At 68.5% G+C, this 25,774-nt stretch carries 20 protein-coding genes and 1 pseudogene; 14 read left to right on the forward strand and 7 right to left on the reverse strand.

Annotated features, from left to right (window positions below):
- Window positions 1-78: 78 nt before the first annotated feature.
- Window positions 79-1,620 (forward strand): glutamate--cysteine ligase, encoded by a 1,542-nt coding sequence (gshA, locus tag Q0Z44_RS08645; RefSeq protein WP_298011783.1) that lies wholly within the window; start codon window positions 79-81, stop codon window positions 1,618-1,620.
- A 24-nt stretch (window positions 1,621-1,644) separates the two neighbouring features.
- Here gshA and Q0Z44_RS08650 read toward each other — a convergent pair whose 3' ends face one another.
- Window positions 1,645-2,694, reverse strand: a complete 1,050-nt coding sequence (locus Q0Z44_RS08650) for an NADP(H)-dependent aldo-keto reductase (protein ID WP_298011784.1) — start codon at window positions 2,692-2,694, stop codon at window positions 1,645-1,647.
- 249 nt (window positions 2,695-2,943) lie between these two features.
- On the opposite strand from Q0Z44_RS08650, the gene Q0Z44_RS08655 reads away from it, so the two are divergent.
- Both Q0Z44_RS08655 and Q0Z44_RS08660 read left to right on the forward strand, forming a co-directional pair.
- A complete protein-coding gene (locus tag Q0Z44_RS08655) occupies window positions 2,944-6,561 on the forward strand; it encodes an indolepyruvate ferredoxin oxidoreductase family protein (protein ID WP_298011785.1) in 3,618 nt (1,205 codons plus the stop codon).
- A 38-nt stretch (window positions 6,562-6,599) separates the two neighbouring features.
- The gene (locus Q0Z44_RS08660; protein WP_298011786.1) at window positions 6,600-7,601 is read left to right on the forward strand and encodes a DMT family transporter; all 1,002 of its coding nucleotides are present in this window, start codon (window positions 6,600-6,602) and stop codon (window positions 7,599-7,601) included.
- A 6-nt stretch (window positions 7,602-7,607) separates the two neighbouring features.
- Here Q0Z44_RS08660 and ybiB read toward each other — a convergent pair whose 3' ends face one another.
- The 3 genes and pseudogenes from ybiB to Q0Z44_RS08675 form a co-directional block, all read right to left on the reverse strand.
- Window positions 7,608-8,567: a DNA-binding protein YbiB gene (gene ybiB / locus Q0Z44_RS08665; protein ID WP_298011787.1), complete on the reverse strand. Its 960-nt coding sequence runs from the start codon at window positions 8,565-8,567 to the stop codon at window positions 7,608-7,610.
- Between the two features lie 71 nt (window positions 8,568-8,638).
- The gene (locus tag Q0Z44_RS08670; RefSeq protein ID WP_298011789.1) at window positions 8,639-11,473 is read right to left on the reverse strand and encodes a nitrate reductase; all 2,835 of its coding nucleotides are present in this window, start codon (window positions 11,471-11,473) and stop codon (window positions 8,639-8,641) included.
- 185 nt (window positions 11,474-11,658) lie between these two features.
- A pseudogene (locus Q0Z44_RS08675) lies at window positions 11,659-12,876 on the reverse strand (FAD-dependent oxidoreductase); the annotation flags it as partial.
- Between the two features lie 227 nt (window positions 12,877-13,103).
- Here Q0Z44_RS08675 and Q0Z44_RS08680 point away from each other — a divergent pair.
- Window positions 13,104-14,846, forward strand: coding sequence for a bifunctional protein-serine/threonine kinase/phosphatase (locus tag Q0Z44_RS08680; protein ID WP_298011791.1), 1,743 nt, complete (start codon window positions 13,104-13,106; stop codon window positions 14,844-14,846).
- 6 nt (window positions 14,847-14,852) lie between these two features.
- On the opposite strand, the gene Q0Z44_RS08685 is transcribed toward Q0Z44_RS08680, so the two are convergent.
- Entirely contained in the window at window positions 14,853-16,115 is a 1,263-nt protein-coding gene (locus Q0Z44_RS08685) for an MFS transporter (RefSeq protein ID WP_298011792.1), read from the reverse strand.
- Window positions 16,116-16,281: 166 nt separating this feature from the next.
- On the opposite strand from Q0Z44_RS08685, the gene dcd reads away from it, so the two are divergent.
- The 4 genes from dcd (at window position 16,282) to Q0Z44_RS08705 (ending at window position 19,097) form a co-directional block, all read left to right on the forward strand.
- A complete protein-coding gene (dcd, locus tag Q0Z44_RS08690) occupies window positions 16,282-16,851 on the forward strand; it encodes a dCTP deaminase (protein ID WP_109036720.1) in 570 nt (189 codons plus the stop codon).
- A 267-nt stretch (window positions 16,852-17,118) separates the two neighbouring features.
- Entirely contained in the window at window positions 17,119-17,502 is a 384-nt protein-coding gene (locus Q0Z44_RS08695; RefSeq protein ID WP_109036719.1) for an iron chaperone, read from the forward strand.
- A 51-nt stretch (window positions 17,503-17,553) separates the two neighbouring features.
- Window positions 17,554-18,420, forward strand: coding sequence for a 3',5'-nucleoside bisphosphate phosphatase (locus Q0Z44_RS08700; protein WP_298011794.1), 867 nt, complete (start codon window positions 17,554-17,556; stop codon window positions 18,418-18,420).
- Window positions 18,421-18,470: 50 nt separating this feature from the next.
- Entirely contained in the window at window positions 18,471-19,097 is a 627-nt protein-coding gene (locus tag Q0Z44_RS08705; RefSeq protein WP_109036717.1) for an L-threonylcarbamoyladenylate synthase, read from the forward strand.
- Between the two features lie 9 nt (window positions 19,098-19,106).
- Here Q0Z44_RS08705 and Q0Z44_RS08710 read toward each other — a convergent pair whose 3' ends face one another.
- On the reverse strand, window positions 19,107-19,541 hold the full coding sequence (locus tag Q0Z44_RS08710) for a glutaredoxin family protein (protein ID WP_298011795.1): 435 nt from the start codon (window positions 19,539-19,541) through the stop codon (window positions 19,107-19,109).
- Between the two features lie 15 nt (window positions 19,542-19,556).
- A complete protein-coding gene (gene plsY, locus Q0Z44_RS08715) occupies window positions 19,557-20,189 on the reverse strand; it encodes a glycerol-3-phosphate 1-O-acyltransferase PlsY (protein WP_298011796.1) in 633 nt (210 codons plus the stop codon).
- A gap of 181 nt (window positions 20,190-20,370) precedes the next feature.
- Between plsY and Q0Z44_RS08720 the strand changes: the two genes are divergently transcribed.
- The 6 genes from Q0Z44_RS08720 to folK form a co-directional block, all read left to right on the forward strand.
- On the forward strand, window positions 20,371-21,108 hold the full coding sequence (locus Q0Z44_RS08720; RefSeq protein ID WP_298011797.1) for a hypothetical protein: 738 nt from the start codon (window positions 20,371-20,373) through the stop codon (window positions 21,106-21,108).
- Window positions 21,109-21,157: 49 nt separating this feature from the next.
- On the forward strand, window positions 21,158-22,237 hold the full coding sequence (locus Q0Z44_RS08725; protein WP_298011798.1) for an AI-2E family transporter: 1,080 nt from the start codon (window positions 21,158-21,160) through the stop codon (window positions 22,235-22,237).
- A gap of 31 nt (window positions 22,238-22,268) precedes the next feature.
- Window positions 22,269-23,021, forward strand: a complete 753-nt coding sequence (locus Q0Z44_RS08730) for a DnaA regulatory inactivator Hda (protein WP_298011799.1) — start codon at window positions 22,269-22,271, stop codon at window positions 23,019-23,021.
- Window positions 23,018-23,686, forward strand: a complete 669-nt coding sequence (locus tag Q0Z44_RS08735) for an HAD family hydrolase (RefSeq protein WP_109036712.1) — start codon at window positions 23,018-23,020, stop codon at window positions 23,684-23,686. Before Q0Z44_RS08730 ends, Q0Z44_RS08735 begins: the two co-directional genes overlap by 4 nt.
- Window positions 23,683-25,248, forward strand: a complete 1,566-nt coding sequence (gene pcnB / locus Q0Z44_RS08740; RefSeq protein ID WP_298011800.1) for a polynucleotide adenylyltransferase PcnB — start codon at window positions 23,683-23,685, stop codon at window positions 25,246-25,248. The genes Q0Z44_RS08735 and pcnB overlap by 4 nt, the downstream gene beginning before the upstream one ends.
- Window positions 25,245-25,774: 2-amino-4-hydroxy-6-hydroxymethyldihydropteridine diphosphokinase (gene folK, locus Q0Z44_RS08745; RefSeq protein ID WP_366517592.1), on the forward strand; the 530-nt coding region annotated here is incomplete at its 3' end. The genes pcnB and folK, both read left to right, overlap by 4 nt.

Here is a 25,774-nt window from a genome sequence, read left to right on the forward strand (position 1 = left end):
GGCTGCCCGGCCGCGTCAAGCGCGCTTCACCGGCTTCTGTTAACTTCGCGGGCCCGGATTCCACTGAGGAGAGCGCCCTTGTCCAGCCTGACGGACCGTCTGCACGACCTGACCGACGCCCAGCTGCGTGGCATGCGCCGTGGCGTCGAGAAAGAAGGCCTGCGCACCGATGCACAGGGCAGGCTGGTGCACACGCCGCATCCGCAGGCGCTCGGCTCGGCGCTCACCCACCCGCACATCACCACGGATTTCAGCGAATCGCAGCTCGAGTTGGTGACCGGCGTGCATGACAGCGCGCAGGCCTGCGTCGACGAGCTCACCGAGGTGCATCGCTTCGTGCACCACGTGCTGCAACCCGCTGGCGAGCAGATGTGGTCGGCCAGCATGCCCAGCGAGCTGCCAGCCGACGCCGACATCCCCATCGGGCAGTACGGCAGCTCGAATGTGGGACGGGCCAAGACCGTGTACCGCCATGGTCTGGCGCACCGCTATGGCCCGCGCATGCAGACGATTTCCGGCATCCACTACAACTGGTCCTTTCCGGGGCTGGACAGTGACGCCTACTTCGGCCTGATCCGCAACTTCCGCCGCCATGCCTTCGTGCTGCTGACGCTGTTCGGCGCGTCGCCCGCCGTGCCCGCCCACTTTGTGGACGGGCTGGAGCACGGTTTGCAGCCACTGGGCCGCGACACGCTGGGCCTGCCGCACGCCACCTCGCTGCGCATGGGGCGGCTGGGCTACCAGAGCGACGCGCAGAGCGCGCTGTGCGTGAGCTACAACGGACTGGACGGCTATGCGGCCTCGCTGCACGACGCGCTGGTGAGGCCCTACCCGGCCTACGAAGCCATCGGCATCCAGGACGGGCAGGGCGGCTATCGCCAGCTCAGCACCTCGCTGCTGCAGATCGAGAACGAGTTCTACAGCGCCATTCGTCCGAAGCGGGTGATCTTTCCAGGCGAGCGGCCCTTGCACGCCTTGCGCGAGCGGGGCGTCGAGTACGTCGAAGTCCGCTGCATGGACTTGCAGCCCTTCCTGCCGGTGGGCATCGACGCCGACACCATGCGGATGCTCGACATGTTCCTGCTGCACTGCCTGCTGAGCGACAGCCCGCCCGACACGCCGCAGGAGATCGCTGCACTGGCACGCAACCAGCAGCTGACTGCATCGCGCGGCCGCGAGCCGGGCCTGTGCCTGACCCGGCGCGGCGAGCCAGTTGTGCTGTTGGATTGGGCGGCCGAGGTGCTGCGTGGCTGCGAGCCGATCGCCCGCCGCCTCGACGCCTTGAACGGCGGCGACGACCATGCCCGTGTGCTGGCGGGCGCGCTGGCCCAGCTGGCAGCGCCCGACACCCTGCCTTCCGCCCGCGTGTTGCAGGCCATGGCCGATGTGCCGGAGGGAGGCCATGTCGCGCTGGTGCAGGCGCTGTCTGCCCAGGCCCAGGCCGCCTTGCTGGCTCATCCCTTGAGCCAGAGCCGCCTGCGCGAGCTGTCTGCCGAAGCCGAGGCTTCGCACGCCGAACAGGCCCGGATCGAGGCCGCCGACTCCATGCCGTTCGAGGTCTATCGGCAGGCCTATCTGTCGCCCGATCGGCTGGGCCTGGGCGTGAAGCCCGGCCGCTGAAGCTGGCCGACCAGGCTCAATCGGTCAGCAGGCGGGGTTGGGCCACTGTGCCTGGATCTGCTCGATCCCGGCCAGCACCTCGGGCGAGAGCACCAGGTCGATGCTGGCGATGTTGGTCTGCAGTTGCGCCATCGTCGTCGCCCCGATGATGTTGGCGGTGACGAAATCCCGGCTGTTGACGAAAGCCAGCGCAGCCTGGGCCGGGTCCAGCCCATGTTCGCGGAACAGGGCCACATACGCCGCGGTGGCCGCCGTGATGCCCGGCTCGTTGTAGCGCGTGAAACGCTCGAACCGCGTCAGGCGGGCGCCCTCGGGCCGGGCGCCGTTCAGGTACTTGCCGCTCAGCACGCCGAAGGCCAGCGGCGAGTAGGCCAGCAGGCCGCATTCTTCGCGCAGTGCGATCTCCGATAGCCCCAGCTCGAAGTGCCGGTTCACCAGGCTGTAGGCGTTCTGGATGCTGGCCGCCCGTGGCAGGCCCTTGTAATCGGCCAGCGTGAGGAAGCGGCTCAGGCCCCAGGGCGTCTCGTTCGATACGCCGAAGTGCCGGATCTTGCCAGCCTGCACCAGGCCCTGCAGGGCGTCCAGCGTTTCTTCAATCGGCACGGTGTCCTCATCCGGCCTGTGCGCGTAGCTGCGCTGGCCGAAGATGGGGGCTGTGCGGTCGGGCCAGTGCAACTGGTACAGGTCGATGTGGTCGGTCTGTAGGCGGTGCAGGCTGGCGTTCACCGCCTCTTCCAGGTTGGCGCGGGTGAAGTTCAGTCGCCCGTCGCGCACGTGCGAAGGGCGGCCCGGCTGCCGCGAGGGGCCGGTGGCCTTGGTGGCCAGCACGATGTCCTGGCGCCGCCCGGTCTTCTTCAGCCAGGTGCCGATGTACTGCTCGGTGCGGCCCTGGGTTTCGGCGCGCGGCGGCACCGGGTACATCTCGGCCGTGTCGATGAAGTTGACGCCGGCGGCCAGCGCCGCGTCGAGTTGTGCGTGGGCTTCGGCCTCGGTGTTCTGTTCGCCCCAGGTCATGGTGCCCAGCGCGATGACGCTGACTTGGAGGCCAGTGCGGCCCAGCGGACGGTATTGCATGGTGGGTGTCGGTGCGTTTGGCGTGGTCGCCCGTCAGGTTGCGGGCAACCGCCGAGTTTGACGCATGCCAGCACCCGGTGCCGCGACGCCGCACAAAGCCCCGTGCGCACACCGGCCTGGCTCCGTGAAAGTACCGAGTCTGCCAGCGCGCCATCGTCCTACATTGAAGCTGTCCTTCGGTTTGCCTGGCGGCGCCCGCTCACAAGGCGGTGTGCCCGTGAACGATCTTCCTGACCCGGGAGGCCCGATATGAATGCACCGTTGCCGGCCGATGTGCGCCGCGCGCTGTCCACCCTGACGCTGGACGACAAGTACACCCTTGAGCGCGGCCCCGCTTTCATGAGCGGCATTCAGGCGCTGGTGCGCCTGCCCTTGCTGCAGCACACGCGCGATGCCCAGGCCGGGCTGCGCACAGCGGGCTTCATCAGTGGCTACCGGGGCTCGCCCCTGGGGGGCTACGACCAGGCCCTCTGGCAGGCGCGCGAGCACCTCAAGGCCCACCACATCGTCTTCCAGCCCGGCGTGAACGAAGAGCTGGCGGCCACGGCCGTGTGGGGCTCGCAGCAACTGCACCTCGGGCCCGGCCCCCACCACGTCGACGGCGTCTTCGGCATCTGGTACGGCAAGGGCCCGGGCGTGGACCGCAGCGTTGACGTCTTCAAGCACGCCAACATGGCGGGCACGGCGCCGCTCGGGGGCGTGGTGGCTGTGGCGGGTGATGACCATGTGGCAAAGAGTTCCTCGGTGGCGCACCAGAGCGACCACGTCTTCAAGGCCTGCGGCTTCCCCGTCTTTTTCCCCAGCAGCGTGCAGGAGATCCTCGACCTGGGGCTGCACGCCCTGGCCATGAGCCGCTACGCAGGGGTGTGGACGGCGCTCAAGACCATCCAGGAAGTGGTCGAATCCTCCACCACCGTGCAGGTCGACCCCGACCGCGTGCAGATCGCGCTGCCCGATGACTTCGCGATGCCGGAAGGGGGTGTCCACATCCGCTGGCCCGACTCGCCCCTGGAGCAGGAAGCCCGGCTGATGGACCACAAGTGGTACGCGGCCCTGGCCTACGTGCGAGCCAACCGCCTCAACCACACGGTGATCGACAGCCCGAACGCCCGGCTGGGCCTGATTGCCAGCGGCAAGGCCTGGAACGACCTGCGCCAGGCGCTGTTCGACCTGGGGCTGGACGATGCCACCTGCACGCGCATCGGGCTGCGGGTGCACAAGGTGGCCGTGGTGTGGCCGCTGGAAGCCAGCATCACCCGCGCGTTCGCCACGGGGCTGCAGGAGATCCTGGTGATCGAGGAAAAGCGCCAGGTCATCGAGTACCAGCTCAAGGAGCAGCTCTACAACTGGCGCGAAGACGTGCGCCCCAATGTACTGGGCAAGTTCAGCGAACCCGAGGGCGACTTCACCGGGGGCGAGTGGTCGGTGGCCAACCCGGCCTCGCGCTGGTTGCTGCGGGCCAAGGCCGACCTCAACCCGGCGCTCATTGCCCGGGCCGTGGCCCAGCGCATCGAGCGCCTGGGCCTGCTCGACGGGCACGACCCGGCGCTGCGCGCCCGCATGGCCGAGCGCCTGCGCGTGATCGATGCCAAGGAGCAGGCCCTGGCCGCCCAGGGCGCCTCGGCCGAACGTGCGCCGTGGTTCTGCAGTGGCTGCCCGCACAACACCTCCACCCGCGTGCCGGAAGGCTCGCGCGCCATGGCCGGCATCGGCTGCCACTACATGGCGCTGTGGATGAACCGGCAGACCAGCATGGTCACGCAGATGGGCGGCGAGGGTGTGGGCTGGGTGGGGCAGGCGCCGTTCACCGACGAGCCGCACGTGTTTGTCAACCTGGGGGATGGCACCTACTTCCACTCGGGGCTGCTGGCCATTCGGCAGTCGGTGGCGGCGCACGTCAACGTCACGTACAAGATTCTGGTGAACGACGCGGTGGCCATGACAGGCGGCCAGCCGCTCGACGGGCAGCTCAGCGTGGCCGCGATGACCCGTGAGTTGCAGGCCGAGGGCGTGCGCCGCATCGTCGTGGTGAGCGACGCCCCCGAGCGCCACACCCGCACGCCGGACATGGCACCCGGCGTGACCGTGCACCACCGTGACGAGCTGGAAGCCCTGCAGCGCAGCCTGCGCGACGAGCCGGGCTGCACCGCCATCGTCTACGAGCAGACCTGCGCCACCGAGAAGCGGCGGCGTCGCAAGCGCGGCAAGCTGCCGGCCCTGCAACGCCGCGTGGTCATCAACGAAGCCGTGTGCGAGGGCTGTGGCGACTGCGCGGTGCAGTCCAACTGCCTCAGCGTCGAGCCGGTGGAAACGCCGCTGGGCCGCAAGCGCCGCATCAACCAGAGCAGCTGCAACCAGGATTTTTCCTGCCTGAACGGACTGTGCCCCAGCCTCGTCACGGTGGAGGGCGGGCGCTTGCGTGCGCCGTCGCCGCAGGCCGGGCTGCCGGATCTCGCAGCGCTGCCGTCGCTGCCTGATCCCGATGTGCCGGCCGCGCCACAGGCCTGGGGCATCGTGGTGGCTGGCATCGGGGGCACGGGCGTCATCACCATTGGCCAGCTGCTCGGCATGGCGGCCCACATGGAAGGCAAGGGCGTCATCACCCAGGAGGCGGCCGGCCTGGCCCAGAAGGGCGGCGCCACCTGGAGCCATGTGCAGATTGCGGACGACCCCGCCGGCATCCATACCACGCGGGTGGGCATGGCGGAGGCCGATCTGCTGATTGCCTGCGATCCAATCGTGGCGGCCCATGCACAGACCCAGGCCGTGCTGTGTGAGGGGCGCACCCATGTGGCGCTCAACACGCACCACACGCCCACCGCGGCGTTGATGCAGGATGCAGGCTGGCAGTTCGCTGGTGCCGCCTGCGAGAGCCAGATCGAGGGCGCCGTGGGTGCGGGCCGCACAGTCAAGGTCGATGCGGTGCAACTGGCCGAGCGCATGCTGGGTGATGCGATCTATGCCAACCCAATGATGCTGGGCCTGGCCTGGCAGCGCGGCTGGGTGCCGCTGCAGGGCACCACGTTGCGGCGCGCCATCGAACTCAATGGCGTGCAGGTGGAGAAGAACCTGGCCGCCTTCGAATGGGGACGGCATGTGGCGCACGACCCGGTGGGGGTGGCCCGCCTGCTGGCGCCCACGCGCACGGTGCAGTGGGCGGCCGGGCGTCGGCCCGACAGCGAGCCGCTCGACACCGTGCTGAGCCGCCATGCTGCCTGGCTGCGCGAGTACCAGGACGAAGCCTATGCGGCGCGCTACATCGCCCGCATCGAGTCGTTGCGGCAGGCCGAGGCCGCGCTGGGCAGCAACCGGGTGACCCGTGTGGCAGCGCGGCAATTGGCCCGCCTCATGGCCTACAAGGACGAGTATGAGGTGGCCCGGCTCCTGACTTCGCCGGCCTTCAAGCGGCAGCTGGAGGCGCAGTTCGAGGGCGACTACCGCGTGGTCTGGCACCTGGCGCCGCCGGGGCTCGGACGCCTGGGGGGCGGGCGGATGGTGGCCGGCACGTGGCGGCCAGCCAAGCACGCGTTCGGCGCGGGCTGGCAGATGCTGATGGCGGGCTTGTCCCGGCTCAAGGTCCTGCGTCACCGCTGGTATGACCCATTCGGCTGGACGGCCGACCGCCGCGAAGACCGGGCGGTGCTGGCCCGCTTTGAGCGGCTGGTGGACCAGTGCGCGGCCACGCTCACGCCGCAGACGCTGGATCAGGCCGTGAGCCTGTTGTCGGTGGCTGACCGCATCAAGGGCTTTGGGGTGGTGCGCCATGCGCAGGTGCAATCGGCCATGGCCGAGTGGGATCGTATGGCGCAACCCGCTGCAACGGGCTGCGCGGTGGACAGCCGCTCAGCGAGCACATCGCGCTCCTGATCTGGCAGCGGAGGCAGCAGATCGGCTAAGGTGCCGGGATGCACCCGCCTGCCAGATCCATTTTCCCTTCCGACTCGCGCCGCCTGCAAGGCCTGGCCTTTGCGCTGGCTGGGGCCGTCGCGTTTTCCGGAAAAGCCATCCTCGCCAAGCTCATGTACCGGACGGGCGCCGATGCCTTCGCGGTGATCGGCCTGCGCATGGCCATGGCCCTGCCGCTCTTCCTGGTCATCGCGTGGTGGACGGGGCGCTCAGGGCAGGGCGCCGCCCCGCGCGTGCCCCTCAGCCGCCGTGAGCGCTGGCAGATCGCGGGCCTCGGCTTCTGCGGCTATTACCTGGCCAGCACCTTCGATTTTCTCGGCCTGCAGTACATCAGCGCCGCGCTCGAGCGCGCCATCCTCTATCTCAACCCGGCCATCGTGCTGCTGCTGTCGGCGCTGTGGTTCCGTCAGCGGGTCAGCGTCGCCCAGGTGGTCGCCATGGCGCTGGCCTACGCGGGGGTCATGCTGGTGTGGGGACACGATCTGGATGTGGCCCACATGGCTGCCGCGTCGGCTGGCGGTGTGTCGCCGGGGCATGCGGTCGCCATCGGGAGCGTGCTGGTGTTCCTCAGTGCCACGGCGTATGCGCTGTACCTGATCGGCAGTGGCCGGCTGGTCGCACGGGTCGGCTCTGCGCGCCTCATCGGCCTGGCGTCATCCGTGGCCTGTGTGGTCACACTGGTGCAATGGGCGGTGGTGTGGCTGGGCAGCGGCGGGGCCATGGGCTCGCTGCAAGGCCTGCCGCTCGAGGTCTACACCATGTCGCTGCTGAACGCCACCGCGTGCACCGTGCTGCCCATGTGGTTCGTGATGCGCGGGGTGGCGCTGCTGGGCGCGTCGACCGCGTCGCAGATCGGCATGGTGGGCCCGCTGTCGACCATCTGGATGGCGTCCATCTGGCTGAACGAGCCCATCTCGACCCGGCTGCTGGCCGGGACGGCCGTTGTGGTCGTGGCGGTGCTGATGCTCGGCCGGCTGGGCGGCACGGCGCGCAAGGCCTGATCCCGTTCAGCGTTCTGTCTGCCGGGCGAGGGCCGCGACCAGACAGTCAACCTGCGCGGTGATGGCATCCGGCACGGCCACGCGGCCGGCCAGCATCGCGTCGATGTGGGCCGCGGTCACATCGGCGGCGTAGCCCTCGGGCAACTCGGGCAGGGCCGACAGCACGCCCTCCTGCGGCGACCGGGACAGCGCCTCGTCGCGCTCGCCCTCCAGGAACACCTCGAAGCGCGGCTGCCGGCGCGCGTCGGCCACCGGTTCGCCCTCGGTGCCACGCATCAGCAAGGCGTTGGCACGCACGCGCTGCAGGTAGCCCGTCAGCGAGTGCGCGTACTCCGGGTGCGTGTGGTTGACCACCCGCATGGCCGGCCGGCCCGATGCCGCGAACGGATCCAGCAGCTTCGCCACGGTGTGGCCCGGGTTGCGCAGGCCGATGGTCCAGCGCACGGCCAGCAGCTTCGCAAGGGCAGGGCACAGCGTCTCGGTGTCGATGAACGCGGGCTGCGCAGCCGCCCATGCTGCGGCCAGCGCGTCTTCGTTCTGCGCTCGGGCCCACCCCAGCGTGCGCCAGACCTCGGCCGTGGTCACGCGGGTTGGGTCGGCTGCCGGGCCGTGTACCAGCACGGCCACGCCCCGGCGCGCGAGCAATGCGGCCAGCAACGGCGTGAAGTTCGGCAGCTTGCGCGCGCCGTTGTACGAGGGCAGCACCACCGTGCCCCGGCTGCCCGGCACGCGCGCCGAAGCTGCAGTCAGGGGCACGCATCGGCGCAGCGTGGCCTGCACGAAGCCGTCCAGCTCTTCGGGCGTTTCACCCTTGATGCGCATGGCCAGGCAGAAGGCGCCGATCTCCAGGTCGGTCACCTGGTCGTCCAGCACCTGGCTCAGCAGGTCGTCGGCCTGCTCGGCGCTCAGGGGGCGGGCGCCGTCCTTGCCGCGGCCAATCACCTTGATGTAGGGGGCAATGCTCATGGGGGTCCGATCGTGAGGGGGCGGATCGATCCGCCCGGGCTCGCATTATCGGGCGACGGGATCTGGCCTGTTCAGCTCTGGGTCTCCGGCACCGGGTGCAGCTTCACCAGCTTGCGCAGGGCGGGGATGCACGAGCCACAGTTGGTGCCGCACTTCAGCTCGCCCTGCAGCCGCGCCAGGCGTTCGTCGTCGCTGCCCGGGCATTGGCTCAGCGCCGTGGTGATGGCCGATTCGCTCACATTGAAGCAGGTGCACACCTGCTTGCCTCGGGCCGCCATGGCCACCGGTGGCGTGCTGCCCGGCGCCAGCAGGGACCGGCCATACGCATCGGCCACCAGCCCGTCCTGCAGGAGCGGCCTCAGCCAGGCCTCCGAGCGGGTGTCACCGGCCAGCAGGCAGCCGATCAGGCGCAGGCCGTCCGCCTCGGGGCGCAGGCGCATGGCGCGATGCTGCCCACCGTGGGCATCGTCCAGTCGCATCACATCGTCGCCGTCCAGCTTCAGCAGGCCGCGCAACGCCGTCAGCACGGCGACATCCGCTGGCTGGGCGGCCGCGGCCCGGAACAGCACCCCCACCTCATGCGCCCCGTCCGCACCCTCGCGCCCAAAGGGCACACAACTGCTGAATGCGAAGGCACCCATCAGGGGCTTGAGCGCCTCGCGAACTGCCAGCGCCTGCTCGGCGGGCAACCAGGCCAGGCCCAGCACCCGCCATGGCAGGGTGACGGGCGCCAAGTGCACAGCCGCGTGCTTCAACTCGGGTTGGCGTGAGGTCGGGCATCCAAGCGGTTGGGTCAGGCTGTTCACGCCGGCCACCGTGGCGCCTGTTTCCGCCTTGCCGCCCAGGTATTCCGGGCCCCAGTGCATGGCGATGTAGGCCTGGCTCGGCGCGATCGCGTCCGACGCCTGCGCCGGGATGACGAGGGCACCCCGCCGCGAGCGCACCTGCACCAGGTCGCCCTCCGCCAGCCCCAGGCGCCGCATGTCGTCCCGGTGCATTTCGACGGCCGGTTCACTGACGTGGCCAAACAGTCGGCCGAGCGTGCCCGTGCGGCTCATGCCGTGCCATTGGTCGCGCAGCCGTCCGGTGTTCAGGCTGAAGGGGTAATCGGCATCGCAGGGTTCAGCCACGGGCGCATAGGCCACCGCGGCAAAGCGCGCGCGGCCATTGGTCGTCGGGAACACGCCGTCGGCATACAGCCGCTCGGCACCCTGCGTCGCACCGTCCGGCATCGGCCATTGCTGAGGGCCTTGTGTCTCCAGCAGGTGGTAACTCAGCCCCGTGATGTCGAGGTCACGCCCGCGTGTGGAGGCTCGGTGCTCCACCCACACCGATTCGGGCGTGGTGTAAGGAAAGAGCGTGCGCGTGCCGGGACGGTAACGGGCAGTGCGTTCCGGCAGCCGTGCTTCCAGCCTGCGGCCGAAGTCCGTGAAGATGAACCAGTCGTGACGCGCCTCCCCGGCCGGGGGGACGGCAGGCCGCACCCGGCTGATGCGGCGTTCGCTGTTGGTCACCGTGCCATCCTTTTCTCCCCAGGTGGTGGCCGGCAAGAGCAGGTCCGCATGAGCGCAGGTGGCCGTGGTGGCAAAGGCTTCCTGCACGACCACGAAATCGACGCGTTCCAGCGCGCGGCGCACCGTGGCCTGGTCCGGCATCGAGTGGGCCGGGTTCGTGCACGCAATCCACAGCGCCTTGATCTCACCGCGTGCCGCGGCTTCAAACATGTCAACCGCCGTGAGGCCCGGCTGCTCGGGCACCCTGTCGACGCCCCACAGCGCGGCCACCTCCTCGCGGTGGCGGGCGTTGCCCAGATCGCGGTGGGCGCTCAGCAGGTTCGCCATGCCGCCCACCTCCCGGCCCCCCATGGCATTGGGCTGACCGGTCAGCGAGAAAGGCCCCGCGCCCGGCTTGCCGATCTGCCCGGTGGCCAGATGCAGGTTGATCAGCGCCGCGTTCTTGTCTGTTCCTCGGGTGCTCTGGTTCAACCCCTGGCAGTAGAGCGACAGCGTCGGTGTGTGGCCCCCGAACCAGCGGGCCGCCTGCAGCAGATCGTCCAGCGGGATGCCGCAGAGGGCCGCCGCCGCGGCGGGCGAGCACCCCCGGGCCGCCGCGCACAGCGCATCGAACCCGTCGGTGTGGGCGTCGATGAAACCCTTGTCGACCAGGCCTTCCTGCAGCAACACGTTCAGCATGCCGTGGAACAAGGCCACATCCGTACCCGGCTGGATGGGCAGGAACAGGTCGGCCATCTCGGCGGTTTCGGTGCGGCGCGGGTCGGCCACGATGAGCTTCAGCGCCGGATTCGCCTTGCGCGCGTCTTCGATGCGCCGGAACAGAATGGGGTGCGCCCAGGCCGTGTTGGCACCCACGATGAACAGCGTCTGGGCATGCCGGACGTCGTCATAACAGGCCGGCGGCGCATCTGCGCCCAGCGTGGCCTTGTAGCCGGCCACGGCGCTGCTCATGCACAGGCGCGAATTGGTGTCGAGGTTGTTCGTGCCGATCAGCCCCTTCACCAGCTTGTTGAGCACGTAATAGTCCTCGGTCAGCAACTGGCCCGAGCCATAGAAGCCGACCGCCTGCGGGCCATGCTCGCGGATCGCTTGCGCAAAGCGGTCTGCGGCCTGCTCCAGTGCCGCTTCCCAGCCAATGGCTTGCGGTGCACCGCCGCGCTGCGCCCGGGCCATGGGTGTCAGCAGCCGCGCCTGACGGGTCACGTGCTCGGCGGCGGTCAGGTGCAGTGTGCTGCCCTTGGTGCACAGGCGGCCTGAATTGGCCGGGTGCCGGGGGTCGCCCTGCACGTCGACGATGCGGCCCTCGCGGGTTGAGACGATCACCCCGCAGCCGGTGCCGCAGTAAGGGCATGTGGTGCGGGTCTGGATGTCGGGCGGGGCAGAGGGGCTCATGGTGGCTAGAAGAAAACCAGGTCTCAGCGGGCACCACCCTGCTTTGGAGTGGTGTCGTGTCGGGGGACAAACGCAGGCGGGGCTGCGGCGGGCGGCACGCGCCGCGGCGTTCAGGCAGCCAGGCGCTCGGGCGCGGCGCCCATGTCGTTCGCCGGCTCGCCCATCGCTTCCTGGGCCTCTGCAGGCTCGCCAAACATCAACTGTGCGCGCAGGTGCGCCACATTCGCGCCTTCCCGAATCAGTCGGAAGTACCAGCTGCCATCGGCGGTGTCGCCGTACAGGCACGCGCCCACCAGCCTGTCGTTCTTGAGCACCAGCTTCTTGTAGACACCACTGAACGGGTCGGTCAGTACGATCTCCTCCGTGCCGTCACCGCCCATGAACTGCCCTGCCGAGAACAGGTCGATGCCCGTGACTTTGAGCTTGGTGGACGTCTGCGAACCACCGTAGCGGCCAATGCCGAACTGCGCCAGATGCGTGGCGCACACGCGCCCCTGCTCGAACAAGGGCGCCACCAGCCCGTACGCCACACCCCGATGGGAAGCGCACTCGCCCACTGCGTAGATGCGCGGGTCGGTCAGTGTCTGCATCGTGTCGCTCACCGAGATCCCGCCGCGTCCATCGTGGTCGCACAGCAGGCCGATGCGTCGCGCCAGCTCGGTGTTCGGGCGGATGCCGGCCGCCATCACGACGAGGTCTGCCTGCACTTCGGTGCCATCCTTGAAGCGCACGGCTTTCACGCCGCCGTCGCCGCCGCCGCCCAGCAGCGCCTCGGTCTGCGCGCCAATGCGGAAGTGCAGGCCGCGCGCCTCCAGCGAGCGTTGCAGCATCGTGGCCGCCACCTGGTCCAGTTGCCGCTCCATCAGCCAGGGCGCAATGTGCACCACTGTCACCGTCATGCCGCGCAGCATCAGGCCGTTGGCGGCTTCCAGACCCAGCAGGCCGCCACCGATCACCACCGCATGCCGATGGGTGCGGGCGGCATCGATCATCCGGTTCGTGTCGGCTATGTCACGGTAGGCGATCACGCCGTCCAGTTCCTTGCCGGGCACGGGCAGGATGAAGGGGCTCGAGCCCGTGGCCAGCAGCAGCCGGTCGTAGGGCGCTTCGGTGCCGTCGTCGGCCACCACCACCCGGCGTCTGCGGTCCACCTCGACCACCCGGCGGTTCAGATGCAGGGTGATGCCGTGGTCGGCATACCAGCTCAGCGGGTTGAGGATGATTTCGTCGAGCGTCTGCTCGCCTGCCAGCACCGGCGACAGGAGAATCCGGTTGTAGTTCGGATGTGGCTCCGCACCGAACACCGTGATCTCGTACAGGTCCGGCGCCACCTTCAACAGTTCTTCGAGGGTGCGGACACCGGCCATGCCGTTGCCGACCATCACCAATTTCAGCTTGGCCATGCGCGCGCTCCGTCAGCGGGATTTCAGAATCGTTATGCACCTGGTCATGCAAGTACGGGGCCACCGGCTTGCGACCCTGTGCACCACGCCGGTTCCAGGCCGACCGCAGCGCGTTCCGCCCGCATGCACCGTGACTGGGCGGGAAACTTGCATTGCTCTTGCCCCGAGCAGGGCAGGGCACCAATCGGGTGCCGTGGGTTCGAATCCAACAAGAACTGAGACAGGCAATGAGTTTTGATGTCGAGATCGGGTATGCGAGCGGCCGTGGGCCGAGATCCGAGCTGGAGGACTTCGCGGGGGCCAGCCGCCCGGCACCCCACGAGATCAGCTGGGGCGTGGTCGCAGCCCTGGCCGACGGCGTCTCGGAGGGCGGGCTGGGCCGCGAGGCGGCGCAGAGCACCGTGATGAGTTTGCTGCGTGACTGGTACGCCACGCCGCCGACATGGGACACCACCGTCGCCCTCGACAGGCTGATTGCGGCGCAGAACGCATGGCTTGTCGCCCAAAACCGGCGCCGTCAGGGCGCAGGAACCGCGGACCGCGGTGAAGGCACCGGTCAGGCCGCGATGTGCACGCTCACGGCGCTGGTGCTGCGCGCTCATGGCTACACGCTGGCCCACGTCGGCGACAGCCGTGCTTACCTGCTTCGCGGAAATGACTGCGTCCAGCTGACGCAGGACCACACGCTGGGCCAGCGGGCCTTCCAGAATGGGCTGACACGCGCGGTCGGACTGGACGAGGGCTTGCGTGTCGATTACCAGGAAGGCGAGCTGCAGATCGGAGACACCTTCGTGCTGACCAGCGACGGCGTGCACGGCGTGCTCAAGCCGCGGGTGCTGCACGAGCTCGCTGCCGCTGGCACAGCCCAGGAAGCAAGCGAGTTGCTGGTCGCCCGCGCGCTGACCGCAGGCAGTCAGGACAACGCCACGGCGCTGGTCGTGCGCATCAACGGGCTCGACGTGGCGTCGCTCGACGACATGCGCCGACGAGGCCGACAGCTTCCCGTCCCGTCCCGGCTGCAGGAGGGAGAGCTCATCGACGGGCTGCGGGTCGAGGCCAGCATCTTCAACAACGGCGTGCATCGGGTCTATCGGGTGCGCAATCTGGCAACAGGCCACCTCCACGCCCTCAAGACCCTGCATGAAGCCCGAGCCAGTGATCCCGAAGAGCGCGCCATGCTTGCCCACGAGGCATGGCTGGGCGCACGCGTGTCCGAGCGCGGCGCGCGTGGGCTGCTTCATGTGACCGAGCCGGTCGATCCCAGCTTCTTCTACACCCTGTCAGACTGGCTTGAAGGCGAGAGCCTCGCTCAGTTGCTGAGCGACCGCACGCCGTTTCCCATCGCGGAAGTCGTCGCCGGGGTCACCATGCTTGCGCGTGCGCTGGGGCATCTGCACCAGCATGGTGTGATCCACCGCGACATCAAGCCAGAAAACCTGCATCGCGGACACGACGGCCAGTGGCGCATTCTGGACCTGGGCGCGGCATTGTCTGGCAAGGAGCCCGAGGCACTGCGGGTGCTGCATGCCGGCACGCCGAGCTTCATGAACCCCGAGCAGTGGGGGGATGACCCGGTCGCGGCGGCCGCTTCCCCACAGAGCGACCTCTTTGCGCTGGGCGTCTCGCTCTATCTCTGGCTGACCGGTCGGCTGCCCTACGGCGATGTCGAGCCCTACCAGCTGGCCCGATACCGGCGTGATCCCATCGCCCCCTCGCGATTCAGGCCCGATGTTCCCATCTGGCTCGACCACATCGTGCTGAAAGCCATTGCGCTGGATGCGCGGCAGCGCTTCGAGACCGCGGAAGAACTGGTGCTCGCCCTCGAGCGCGGCGCGTCCCGGCCGATCAACGCACCGCTCGCCTCACCGATGATGGCGCGTGACCCTGTCATGGCCTGGCGCATTGCCTTTGCCTGCTCGGCCCTGTTCAACGTGCTGCTGCTGTACTGGGCCCTCTTTCTGCCGCGCTGAACCGGCTCATCGCGCGGTCCGACGTGCACGCGGGCTGTTGAAGGCCGCCGCCGTGCTGCCAGTCGAGCGCGCGCGGCCCCCTTTCTCAGCCCAGGTGCGCGTCCAGCGAACCTGCATCACCCGCATCATCAGCAGCACGGCCACACCCAGCAGTGCGAAAGCCAGGAAGCCATAGAAGTACGTGCCCAGATGCTGCTTCGACAACCCCATCGCGTTCGGGATGAAGCCGCCGCCAAGCGCCCCCAGCTCACCGATCATCGAGCCCGCCACCGCCGTGGTGACCGGCCAGCGCAGCGGCACCAGCTGGAAGAGGGCGCCATTGCCTGCGCCGAGCGCGGCAAAGCACAGCATGAAGAGCAGGGTGGTGGGCGCCAGCTGCTGCCCCATCGTGCCGCACACCACCAGCGTGCAGACCACGAACACCAGCACGGCCGTCAGCGTGTTGATGCCGCCCCAGCGGTCCGACAGCCAGCCGCCCACGACCCGGGTGGCCGAGCCCATCAACGTTGCCAGCATGGTGAGCTGGCCGGCCTCCACCTTGGTGACGTGGAATTGGTCGTAGAAGTAGGTGGGCAGGAAGTTCGCCAGGCCGATGAACCCGCCGAAGGTGATGACGTAGATCAGGCTGAAGGCCCAGCCATCCTTCTCGAACAGGCAGGCGGTGTGCTCGCGCAGCGTCTGGTGTTCGCGGTCCGGCGGCTCCTTCGCGCAGACCGCCATCACCGCCATCGGCAGCAGCATCGTGAAGGCCGCCAGGCCATACACCGCCTGCCACCCGAACCGGGCCGCCAGCGGTGGGGCAAAGAGCACCGCGAGCACCGTGCCGCTGTTGCCCGCTCCCGCAATGCCCATGGCCAGCCCCTTGTAGCGCGGCGGGAACCAGCCCGATCCCAGTGAGAGCGCGATGCCGAAACTGCCGCCCGCGATGCCGAGCAGCACACCCATGGCGATCACCTCACTGTGGCTGTCCACGAAGAAGTAGCCGTAGGCGAGTGCGAGCATGATGAGCGCCATCTCGACCATGGCCGCGCTCTTGCGACCGATGTACTGCGACAGCAGACCGAGCGGAAAGCGCATCAGTGCCCCCGCCAGGATGGGCACCGAGATCATGAAGCCCTTCTCGGCCGGGCTCAGCGAGAACGTCTCGCTGATGAACGGCGCCATCGCACCGTTGAGCACCCAGATGGCGAACGTGAAATCGAAGTACAGGAAAGATGCGAGCAGGGTCGGCACGTGGCCCGACCTGAGAAAGGCCTTGTAATCTGACATGGAGTCCTCAGCAGCGTGTGCACCATCTTGGATGCACTGTTGTGTTGCACGCCCTGGAAGCGAGATGCATGCCAAGCGGCCGCACCGCCCGGGTGCGCGGGCCCACCTGCGGAAGGGCAGCGTCATCGGAGACAATCACACCTGTCAGAACAGGAGCATTGCATCCATGAGCATCAAGTCAGACCGCTGGATTCGCCGCATGGCTGAAGAGCACGGCATGATCGAGCCCTTCGAGCCAGGGCAGATCCGCCAGTCGGCCACGGGTCAGAAGATCGTGAGCTACGGCACGTCGAGCTACGGCTACGACATCCGCTGCGCCCCTGAGTTCAAGGTCTTCACCAACATCCACTCCACGGTGGTCGACCCGAAGAACTTCGACGAGAAAAGCTTTGTCGACATCAACAGCGACGTCTGCATCATCCCGCCCAACAGCTTCGCGCTGGCCCGCACGGTCGAGTACTTCCGCATTCCGCGCAACGTGCTGACCATCTGCCTGGGCAAAAGCACCTACGCCCGCTGCGGCATCATCGTGAACGTCACGCCCTTCGAGCCCGAGTGGGAGGGCTACGTCACGCTTGAATTCAGCAACACCACGCCGCTGCCCGCCAAGATTTACGCTGGCGAGGGCTGTGCCCAGGTTCTCTTTTTCGAGAGCGACGAGGTCTGCGAGACAAGTTACCGTGACCGAGGTGGCAAGTACCAGGGGCAACGTGGGGTGACCCTGCCTAAGACCTGAACCTGCGGCGCCGATAAAGAGGGGGGATCCACCCGTCCAGGCGTTGAGTGTTCTTAACGGAACGTTACAATCCCGGGCCGACCTGGACCGACACCGAGACGTACCAGGTCGCAACCGGGACTGCGTTGTTGACCGCGTCGGCAGACAAGAACAGGCAGTGGGTGGTCCCGGGTCCATGTGCCCGCACGGGAAGCGTCCGCGCTTCAGGGAGCCGGCGGTCGCGTGGTGACGTTCCTGCAGTACCACTCTTCCTGGGCCTTTTCCCCCATGCGCCGACCGCTTCAGTCTCCTGCGTTGATCAACGCGTTCTACGACAGCCTGCGTCCTGAGCAGCGCGACACCGCCCAGGCCATGCACAAGGCCATCGTGTCGGCCGCCCCGCTGCTGCGGCCGGAAGTGAAGTGGGGCAACCTGTGCTTCATGAACGATGGCGACAACGTGATGGCCATCGTGCTCTACAAGATGCACGCCCACCTGCAGATCTTCAACGGCGTGCAACTCGTCAGCGAATTCCCTGAGCTGGATGGCGCCGGCAAGGGCATGCGTCACATCAAGATCCGCTACCGCCAGCCCGTGAACGACCAGCTGGTGCGCGAACTGACACTGGCCTGCCTGCAGGCGTGGGGCCGGTCGTCTCCGCGTTGGGGTTAATCGCCCGGGTCGCCAGGGCCGCGTGGCCATGCTTGCTACGATGTGACCAAGATGTCCGCCTTGCACCTCATGAACGCCGATCTGCACTGTCACTCCAATGTGTCCGACGGCACGCTGCCGCCCGAGGCGGTGGCCGAGCGTGCCCACCGGAACGGCGTCGAGCTCTGGTCCCTGACGGACCACGACGAGGTGGGCGGCCAGCACCGCGCACGTGATGCGGCCCACGCCCTGGGCATGGACTACCTGCCGGGCACCGAGATCTCGGTGACGTTCGCGGACAAGACGGTGCACATCGTCGGGCTCGGTTTCGATCCCGACCATCCGGCACTGGTGGGGGGGCTGGCCGCCACGCGCGGAGGGCGCGAGCGCCGCGCCCGCGACATGGCCGATGACCTTGCCCGTGTGGGCATCCCCAACGCATTTGAAGGCGCGCTGAAGTACGTCGGCAACCCGGATCTCATCAGCCGAACCCACTTTGCCCGCTATCTCGTCGAGATCGGCATCTGCGCGGATCCCCATGAGGTCTTTCGACGCTATCTGACCGAAGGCAAACCCGGTTTCGTGCCACACCGCTGGGCGAAGCTGGGCGATGCTGTGCGCTGGATCGTGGAAGCCGGCGGTGCCGCCGTGGTGGCGCACCCCGCGCGCTATGACTTCACGCCCAACGAAGAGTACGCGCTCTTCGTCGAATTCAAATCGCATGGCGGCATCGGTGTGGAGGTCGTCACCGGCAGCCACACACCAGCCGAGTACCAACGCTACGCCGAAGTCGCCCGGGAGTTCGACCTGCTGGCATCGCGGGGCTCCGACTTCCACGACCCCACCGAAAGCCACACCGATCTCGGCACCTTGCCTGCGCTGCCGGGCTCCGTCACCCCGATCTGGGAGGCGCTCTCCCACCGTATCCTGCGCGCCTGACAGGGTGCCGCCGCCGCGCCGAGGCGCAAACGCGGTAGGCTATCGGGCTCATGGCCCAATACTTCGAAGTTCATCCGGAACACCCACAAGCCCGTCTGCTCAAGCAGGCGGCCGACATCCTGCACAAGGGCGGTGTCGTCGCGCTGCCCACCGACTCCAGCTACGCGCTGGTCTGTCACCTGGATGACAAGTCCGCGGTCGACCAGCTGCGGCGCATCCGGGGCGTGGACGAGCGGCATCACCTGACGCTGCTGTGCCGCGACCTCTCCGAGCTGGCCAGCTATGCCCGGGTCGACAACACCCAGTATCGCCTGCTCAAACTCGGCACCCCTGGCCCCTACACCTTCATCCTGGAGGCCACCAAGGAAGTGCCCCGTCGGGTCTCGCACCCCTCCCGGCGCACCATCGGCCTGCGCGTGCCCGAGCACGCCACCACCCAGGCGCTGCTGGAAATCCTCGGTCAGCCGCTGCTTGCCACCACGCTGATCCTGCCGGATCACGAAGACGCGTTGAACGACGCGCAGGAGATTCGTGCGGCACTGGAAAAGCGGATTCAGGCAGTGGTGGATGCGGGGGCGTGTCCGCTGGCCCCCACCACCGTCATCGACCTCACCAGCGGCACACCCGAAGTGCTGCGCGAGGGCCGAGGCGATCTGGCCCGTCTGGGTCTGGCCTGACTGCCCGCGTCAGCGAGCGGCAGATGCCGTGGAGGCGGACGGTCGCGGTGTGGCGGAGAGGGTGCGCGCCAGCCGGCTGGCGTCGAAACCCAGTTGCCATTCCCCCCGCACATGCATCAGCGGGACGCCCGGCGCCCCTTTGGCCTCGAAGCGGTCTCGACAGGTGGCCGATGTGTCGACATTGCACTCCTGCCAGGGTACCGCGTGGCGATCCAGCCAGTAGCGGGCCTGGGCGCAGTAAGGGCAGGTGAGGGTGGTGAACATCTCGATGTCCCCGGCGGCGGCCTCGGCTTTGACCGTGCGCACGATGCCCCGTTCACGCCACCACGACCAGCCCTGCGACAGGGCCGTGACCGAAGCCAGCACCACGATGAGGCTCACCCAGCCCCGACGTCCCAGGCTGCCGTGGGTCGGTTCGGGGGATGCTGACGGGGTGGGAGGCATGGGTGGCTGTGACGATCAGGCCTTGGGCGGCGCGGCCTTCTGCCCGAGTTTGCTTTCCTGACCGTTGAGCAGCTTGCGAATGTTGGCCGCATGCCGCCAGATCAGCAGGGCGCTCATCAGGATGACGCCGGCCGTCATGGGGCCTTGACCCCATCCCCACACCTGGATGGCGGGCGCCGAGACCGCTGCCACCAGCGCGGCCAGTGACGAGTAACGGAACACCGCCGCCACCGCCACCCAGACCAGCAACACCAGGCCGCCCAGGGCCGGGGCGAACCCCAGCAGCACGCCTGCGGCCGTGGCCACACCCTTGCCGCCCTCGAAGCGGAAGAACACCGGCCAGAGGTGCCCGATGAACGCACCCAGGCCGACCACGGTGACGACGAGTTCCGACAGGCCCAGCTGGTAGGCGACCGCCACAGGCACATAGCCCTTCAGCGCGTCGAACAGCAGTGTCAGGATGGCGGCGCCCTTGTTGCCCGAGCGCAGCACATTGGTGGCGCCGGGGTTGCCCGAGCCGTAGGTGCGGGGGTCGGCCAGCCCGAAGAGGCGGCTGACGATGACGGCAAAGGAAAGGGAGCCGATCAGGTAGGCGATGACTGCGCCCAAGGCACAGAGCAGGCTGGGATCGAGGCTGGCGAGGTTCATTCCGGAACGAGACGTTGGCAACAGGGCGCCAGTGTAGTGGCTGGGGCTCGCGGGCTGACGCCCCTGCGCCCCTGCGCCCCGGCATCAGGGGGCGGCGGGTTGTCCCGGCTCGCGCACGCGCCCGGTGCATCGCACAATCGCGTGTCATCCGTCACGTTGTCGGGCTTCGCCCCGCTCGCCCATGATCACTTACGACAAGCCTCCGATCTGGCGACGCGCCTGGGTGCGCCTCATTGCTGGCGTGCTGCTCGTCGCGCTGGTGACGGGGCTCGTCCTGTCGGGGCGCCAGGAGGGGCCTGTTGCACCGGCGCCGCCCAGCCGCGAGGGACTGGCGCCGCAGGCCCTCACGCCCACGCCGCCGCCCGTTGCCCTGCTGTCCCCACCCGAGGTCGACGCCGACGGACGCCCTGCCGACTTCAACCCGTCCGAGTGGGCCGCCCTGAAAGACGCCATGGCGCAGTCGGCCAATCCCCAGGCCGAGTTGCAGCGCGTGGTGGCCTATCTGCGTTTTCAGCGCGGCTTCGAGCAGTGGCAGGCCATGCAGGACCAGCCGGACACGGCGTTGCGGCGTCAACTGGGCCAGCGCTTGCTCGAACAGGTTCCGGAGCGCCTGCGTCAGGGTGAGTCCACCATGGGCGAAGCCTTGATGCTCAGCACAGCCTTGCTGGCCGATCTCGAGCCGGACGAGGCCCGGCGGCAGGTGCGTCTGGACGCGGCCCGGGCGGCGCTCGAAGCGGCTGCGCCCTTGCCCGACAAGGAGCAGCAGGCGCGCGAGGCGGCCCTGCTCGCCGAATACAAACGCCGCGAGGCTGCCATCGTCGCGGACTGGCAGGCGCGGCCCCCGACCGACCGCAGTCAGGCGCGCCTCGAGCAGGCGCTGGAAGCGGCACGCCGCGCGGTCTACGGTGGCCAGAACTGAGGCACGCCCAACGGGTTGGCGGGCCAGCGGCCGATAGAATGGGCCGCACATGCCTGCTTCTCTCTTGTCTTCGCGCCGCCTTCCCTGGGTGATCGCCGCGGTGGTGGCGGTGGTGCTGCTGTGGTGGCACGCCGCGATCCTCGCGCCGTTCGTGCTCAGCTTGGTGCTGGCCTATGTGTTGCAGCCCGCCGTGTTGCGGTTGCAACACTGGCGCGTGCCCCGCGCCCTCGCCATCGGCCTGTGTCTGCTGGCGGTGCTGCTCGTGGCTGCCACGGTGTTCGTGCTGCTCGTGCCCATCGTGTCCAAGCTGACCCCGATGCTCCGCGAACAGTTGCCCGACCTGCTGGTGGGCGTGTGGGGGCGCGTCGTGCCGTGGCTGAGCCAGTTCGGGCTCAGCGTGCCGGCCACCGCCGAAGAACTGAAGACCTGGATGGTTGGTTTCATGCAGGACCACGTCTCGCAATGGGGCGGCGCCATCTGGAAGTCGGTGCTGGCCGGCGGGGGCGGCCTGATGTCGGTGGCGGGCATGGCGCTGCTCGTGCCGATGCTTGCGTTCTACTGGCTGCTCGATTGGGATCGGTTGGGCCGCCAGTGGGCCTCTCTGGTGCCACCGCACTGGCGTGAGCCGGGCCATGCCGTGATGGCGGAATGCGATGAGCTGTTCGGTCAGTACCTGCGAGGGCAGCTCATCGTCATGGGCGTCCTGGCGGTCTATTACAGCGTCGGGCTGTCGCTGTTCGGCTTCAGCCTGGCCCTGCCGATCGGCGTCTTCACCGGCCTCGCCGTCTGCATTCCCTATCTGGGTTTCGGCCTTGGCATGGTGCTGGCCGTGCTGGCCGGTCTGCTGCAGTTCGGCAACGGCGAGCAGGGTGTGCTGTGGCCCCTGCTTGGCGTGGGCGTGGTCTACGGCCTGGGTCAGGTCGTCGAGAGCTTCTTCCTCACGCCCCGGCTGGTGGGCGAGCGCATCGGCCTGCATCCCTTGGGTGTCATCTTCGCGTTGATGCTGTTCGGTCAGTGGATGGGCTTCTGGGGCCTGCTGATCGCCTTGCCCGTGTCCGCGCTGGCAATGGTGCTGGGTCGTCGTGCCTTCGTGGCCTGGCAGGCATCGCGCCTGTACCGGGCCGATTGATCCGCATGGATCTGGTCTGTCTGCTGTCAACATGAGTCACCTGGACTCGCTGCTGAGTCGTTCTTCGGGTGTGCAGCCCATGCGCCAGATTCCGCTGGATCTGGGGCCCGCTGTCGTCCAGACCCTCGACGATTTCGTCGACGGGCCCAATGCCGACCTGCTGGCCTGGCTGCGTGCCTGGCCAGCCGTCAGCGGGCCGGTCTCGCCTGCCTACCTGTGGGGCGCCGCGGGCTCGGGCAAGACGCACCTGATGCGCGCCATGGTCGAGCACGCGCTCGGCAAGGGATTCGGCGTCGTGTGGCTCAACGCGCAGACCTGCCAGATGTGGGACGCGGCCGACCCGATGTCGCCCACGCTGGCCCTGATCGACGAGTGCGACCAGCTCGACGCCGACCATCAGCATCTCGCCTTCAACCTCTTCATCGAGTCGGCCAGCCCCTCGAACCCGACCGAGGCCGGCCCGCTTTTCATCATGGCCGCGGGCAACGTGCCCCCGGTCGACCTGCCCGTGCGCGACGACCTGCGCACCCGCCTGGGATGGGGCCTCATCTTTGCGCTGAGCCCGCTCGACGAAGCCGGTGTGCGCGACGCCCTGCAGCGCGAGGCCGCGCGCCGCGGCATGGCGCTGGGCGACGACATCGTCTCCTACCTGCTGACCCGCTACAGCCGCGATCTGGGTTTCCTGATGACGCTGCTGGACCGCCTCGACCGCTATGCGCTGGCCGAACACCGCCTGATCACCGTGCCCCTGCTCAAGCAGATGCTGGCCGTGGAGAACCCATGAACCTTGCCCTTTTCGACCTCGACCACACGCTGCTGCCGCTGGACTCCGACCACGAGTTCGGGGAGTTCCTCATCCGCCACGAGCTGGCCGATGGCGTGACCTACCGCGCCCGCAACAACACCTTCTACGAGCAGTACTGCAACGGCACGCTGGTGCTCGACGACTACATCGCCTTCACCACCAGCATCTGGCGCGAGCTCGATGCCGAGGCCCAGGCCGCCCTGCAGCAGACCTTCATGGAAGAGGTGATCCTGCCGGCCATCCACCCGCAGGCCGTCGAGCTGGTCGAGCGCCACCGCGCGCAGGGCGACCTGCTGGCCATCGTCACCGCCACCAACGAATTCGTCACCCGCCCGATTGCCGACGCGTTCAACGTCGACGACCTGCTGGCCGTGCGCCTGGAGCGCGATGCCGAGGGCCGCGTGACGGGGCGGATTGACGGCGTGCCTTCCTTCCGTGAAGGCAAGATCACACGTGTGGAACAATGGTTGTCCGAGAAGGGACGACAGCTGAGCGACTTCGGACGCGTCAGCTTCTACAGCGATTCCCCCAACGACCTGCCTTTGCTGGAGCGCGCCAACGACCCTGTGGCCACCAATCCCAGCCCCGCGCTGGAGACCGTGGCCCGTGAACGCGGCTGGCGCATCCTTCGACTGTTCGCATGATCAAGAGCCTGATAGACAAGATCCTGGGTAAGAAACCCCCGCGCCAGCGCAGTGCCGCGCCGGCCGCGAAGACGGCGAAGGCCGCCAAGCCCCCGCGCATTCCGGTGGGCAAGCGTGTGGACGTGCCCGCGAGCGAGCACGGCATCGACCCCGAGCTGGTCGACGAACGCGCCCGCCGGGTGGTCGAGACCCTGCAGGACGCCGGTTACGAGGCCTACATCGTCGGCGGCGCCGTGCGCGACCTCATCCTGGGCATGCGCCCCAAGGATTTCGACGTGGCCACCAACGCCACGCCCGAGCAGGTCAAGGCCCTGTTCCGTCGCGCCTTCATCATCGGCCGCCGCTTCCGCATCGTGCACGTGGTGTACGGCCGAGGCCGCGAGCACGAGGTGATCGAGGTCTCGACCTTCCGCGCCTACATGGACGCCACCGCCGCCGAGCAGGTCGAGGGCAACGAGAAGACCTCCAAGAAGGAACTGGCTGACAAGTCGCTGGTGGTGGACGCCAGTGGCCGCGTGCTGCGCGACAACGTCTGGGGCCCGCAGGACCAGGACGCCGCCCGCCGCGACTTCACCATCAACGCCATGTACTACGACCCGCGCACCGGCGTGGTGGTCGATTACCACGGCGGCATCAAGGACGCCAAGAAGCGCGTGCTGCGCATGATCGGTGTGCCGGAAGTGCGTTACCGCGAAGACCCGGTGCGCATCATCCGCGTGGTGCGTTTCGCCGCCAAGCTCGGCTTCGAGATCGAGCCGCGCACCCGCGAGCCCATCCAGGCGATGGCCGACCTGCTGGCCAACGTGCCGCAGTCGCGCCTGTTCGACGAGATGATCAAGCTGCTGCAGACCGGCCACGCCACCGCGTCGCTCAACGAGCTGCGCAAGCAGGGCCTGGACCGCGGCGTGTTCCCCGTGCTCGACGCCGTGTTCGACGAAGCTCGCCGCCATCCGGGGCGCGATCACTTCGTGCAACTGGCGCTCAACGACACCGACCGCCGCGTCGGCGAGGGCAAGCCGGTGGCGCCCAGCTTCCTGCTGGCCTGCCTGCTGTGGCACGACGTGCTCGAGCACTGGAAGCGCAACCAGGCGCAGGGCGAGCCGCCGTTCCCGGCGCTGCAGTCGGCCACCGACGCCGTCTTCAACGCCCGCATTGGCGACATCTCCGGTCGTGGCAAGCTGGCCGCCGACATGCGCGAGATCTGGACCATGCAGCCGCGCTTCGAGCGCCGCGTCGGCAATGGCCCGCTCACGCTGGTCGAGCAGCCACGCTTCCGTGCCGGTTTCGACTTCCTGCGTCTGCGCGCGCAGGCTGGCGAGCTCGACATGGAGCTGGCCACCTGGTGGGAAGATTTCTCGCTGGCCGACGACCACGAACGCCGCCGCCTGCTCGACGAAGCCCGCCAGCAGGAAGTGCAGCGTCGCCAGACCCGCGCGAGCGCGCCGGACACCGGCGGGGAGGGCGGTGGCGAGGTGGGCGGCGGCGATGCCCCGCGCAAGCGCCGTCGTCGCCGGCGCAAGCCCGCGGGTGACCGTACGCCGCAGGACGGAGCCAGCGAGTGACACTCCCGGTCGCCCCGGAAACCTTGGCTTTGAGTCGGGTGCCTCGGCACCTCGCGCTGGTGGGCATGGGTGGCAACCTGGGTGACATGCGCGCGCGGCTGGCCCGTGCGCTCAAGGATCTGAATGGCTTGCCGGGCACGGCTGTGGTCCGCGTCTCGTCCTTGTACGAGACCGCGCCTGTGGACGCCACCGGCCCCGACTTCATCAACGCCGTGGCCGTGCTGTCCTCGGCGCTGGGGCCGCAGGAACTGCTGGCCGCCTTGCTGACGCTGGAGACCGCGCACGACCGCGAGCGTCCTTACCGCCACGCTCCTCGCACGCTCGACCTCGATCTGCTCTGGTATGGCGATGCGGTGCGGTGTACCCCGACCCTGACCTTGCCGCACCCCCGCATGATGGCGCGCGCCTTTGTGCTGGAACCGCTGATCGACGTGCTCGACGCCCTGGCGGCCGAGGGGTGGAGCGTGCCGGACTTGCCGCTGCCTGACACGGACACCCGCATGCGATTGCGTGAGAGCCAGGGTAT

The organism is uncultured Aquabacterium sp. (genome assembly GCF_947366995.1).
Taxonomy (GTDB): Bacteria; Pseudomonadota; Gammaproteobacteria; order Burkholderiales; family Burkholderiaceae_C; genus Aquabacterium.

Coding starts and splice junctions, on each gene's coding strand:
- ybiB (WP_298011787.1), bottom strand. CDS start 8,567: ATGAGCATTGCCCCCTACATCAAGGTGATTGGCCGCGGCAAGGACGGC.
- Q0Z44_RS08700 (WP_298011794.1), top strand. CDS start 17,554: ATGTCCGCCTTGCACCTCATGAACGCCGATCTGCACTGTCACTCCAAT.
- Q0Z44_RS08680 (WP_298011791.1), top strand. CDS start 13,104: ATGAGTTTTGATGTCGAGATCGGGTATGCGAGCGGCCGTGGGCCGAGA.
- Q0Z44_RS08650 (WP_298011784.1), bottom strand. CDS start 2,694: ATGCAATACCGTCCGCTGGGCCGCACTGGCCTCCAAGTCAGCGTCATC.
- dcd (WP_109036720.1), top strand. CDS start 16,282: ATGAGCATCAAGTCAGACCGCTGGATTCGCCGCATGGCTGAAGAGCAC.
- Q0Z44_RS08655 (WP_298011785.1), top strand. CDS start 2,944: ATGAATGCACCGTTGCCGGCCGATGTGCGCCGCGCGCTGTCCACCCTG.
- Q0Z44_RS08685 (WP_298011792.1), bottom strand. CDS start 16,115: ATGTCAGATTACAAGGCCTTTCTCAGGTCGGGCCACGTGCCGACCCTG.
- Q0Z44_RS08670 (WP_298011789.1), bottom strand. CDS start 11,473: ATGAGCCCCTCTGCCCCGCCCGACATCCAGACCCGCACCACATGCCCT.
- Q0Z44_RS08725 (WP_298011798.1), top strand. CDS start 21,158: ATGCCTGCTTCTCTCTTGTCTTCGCGCCGCCTTCCCTGGGTGATCGCC.
- pcnB (WP_298011800.1), top strand. CDS start 23,683: ATGATCAAGAGCCTGATAGACAAGATCCTGGGTAAGAAACCCCCGCGC.
- Q0Z44_RS08710 (WP_298011795.1), bottom strand. CDS start 19,541: ATGCCTCCCACCCCGTCAGCATCCCCCGAACCGACCCACGGCAGCCTG.
- Q0Z44_RS08695 (WP_109036719.1), top strand. CDS start 17,119: ATGCGCCGACCGCTTCAGTCTCCTGCGTTGATCAACGCGTTCTACGAC.
- Q0Z44_RS08705 (WP_109036717.1), top strand. CDS start 18,471: ATGGCCCAATACTTCGAAGTTCATCCGGAACACCCACAAGCCCGTCTG.
- Q0Z44_RS08730 (WP_298011799.1), top strand. CDS start 22,269: ATGAGTCACCTGGACTCGCTGCTGAGTCGTTCTTCGGGTGTGCAGCCC.
- Q0Z44_RS08660 (WP_298011786.1), top strand. CDS start 6,600: ATGCACCCGCCTGCCAGATCCATTTTCCCTTCCGACTCGCGCCGCCTG.
- Q0Z44_RS08720 (WP_298011797.1), top strand. CDS start 20,371: ATGATCACTTACGACAAGCCTCCGATCTGGCGACGCGCCTGGGTGCGC.
- Q0Z44_RS08735 (WP_109036712.1), top strand. CDS start 23,018: ATGAACCTTGCCCTTTTCGACCTCGACCACACGCTGCTGCCGCTGGAC.
- plsY (WP_298011796.1), bottom strand. CDS start 20,189: ATGAACCTCGCCAGCCTCGATCCCAGCCTGCTCTGTGCCTTGGGCGCA.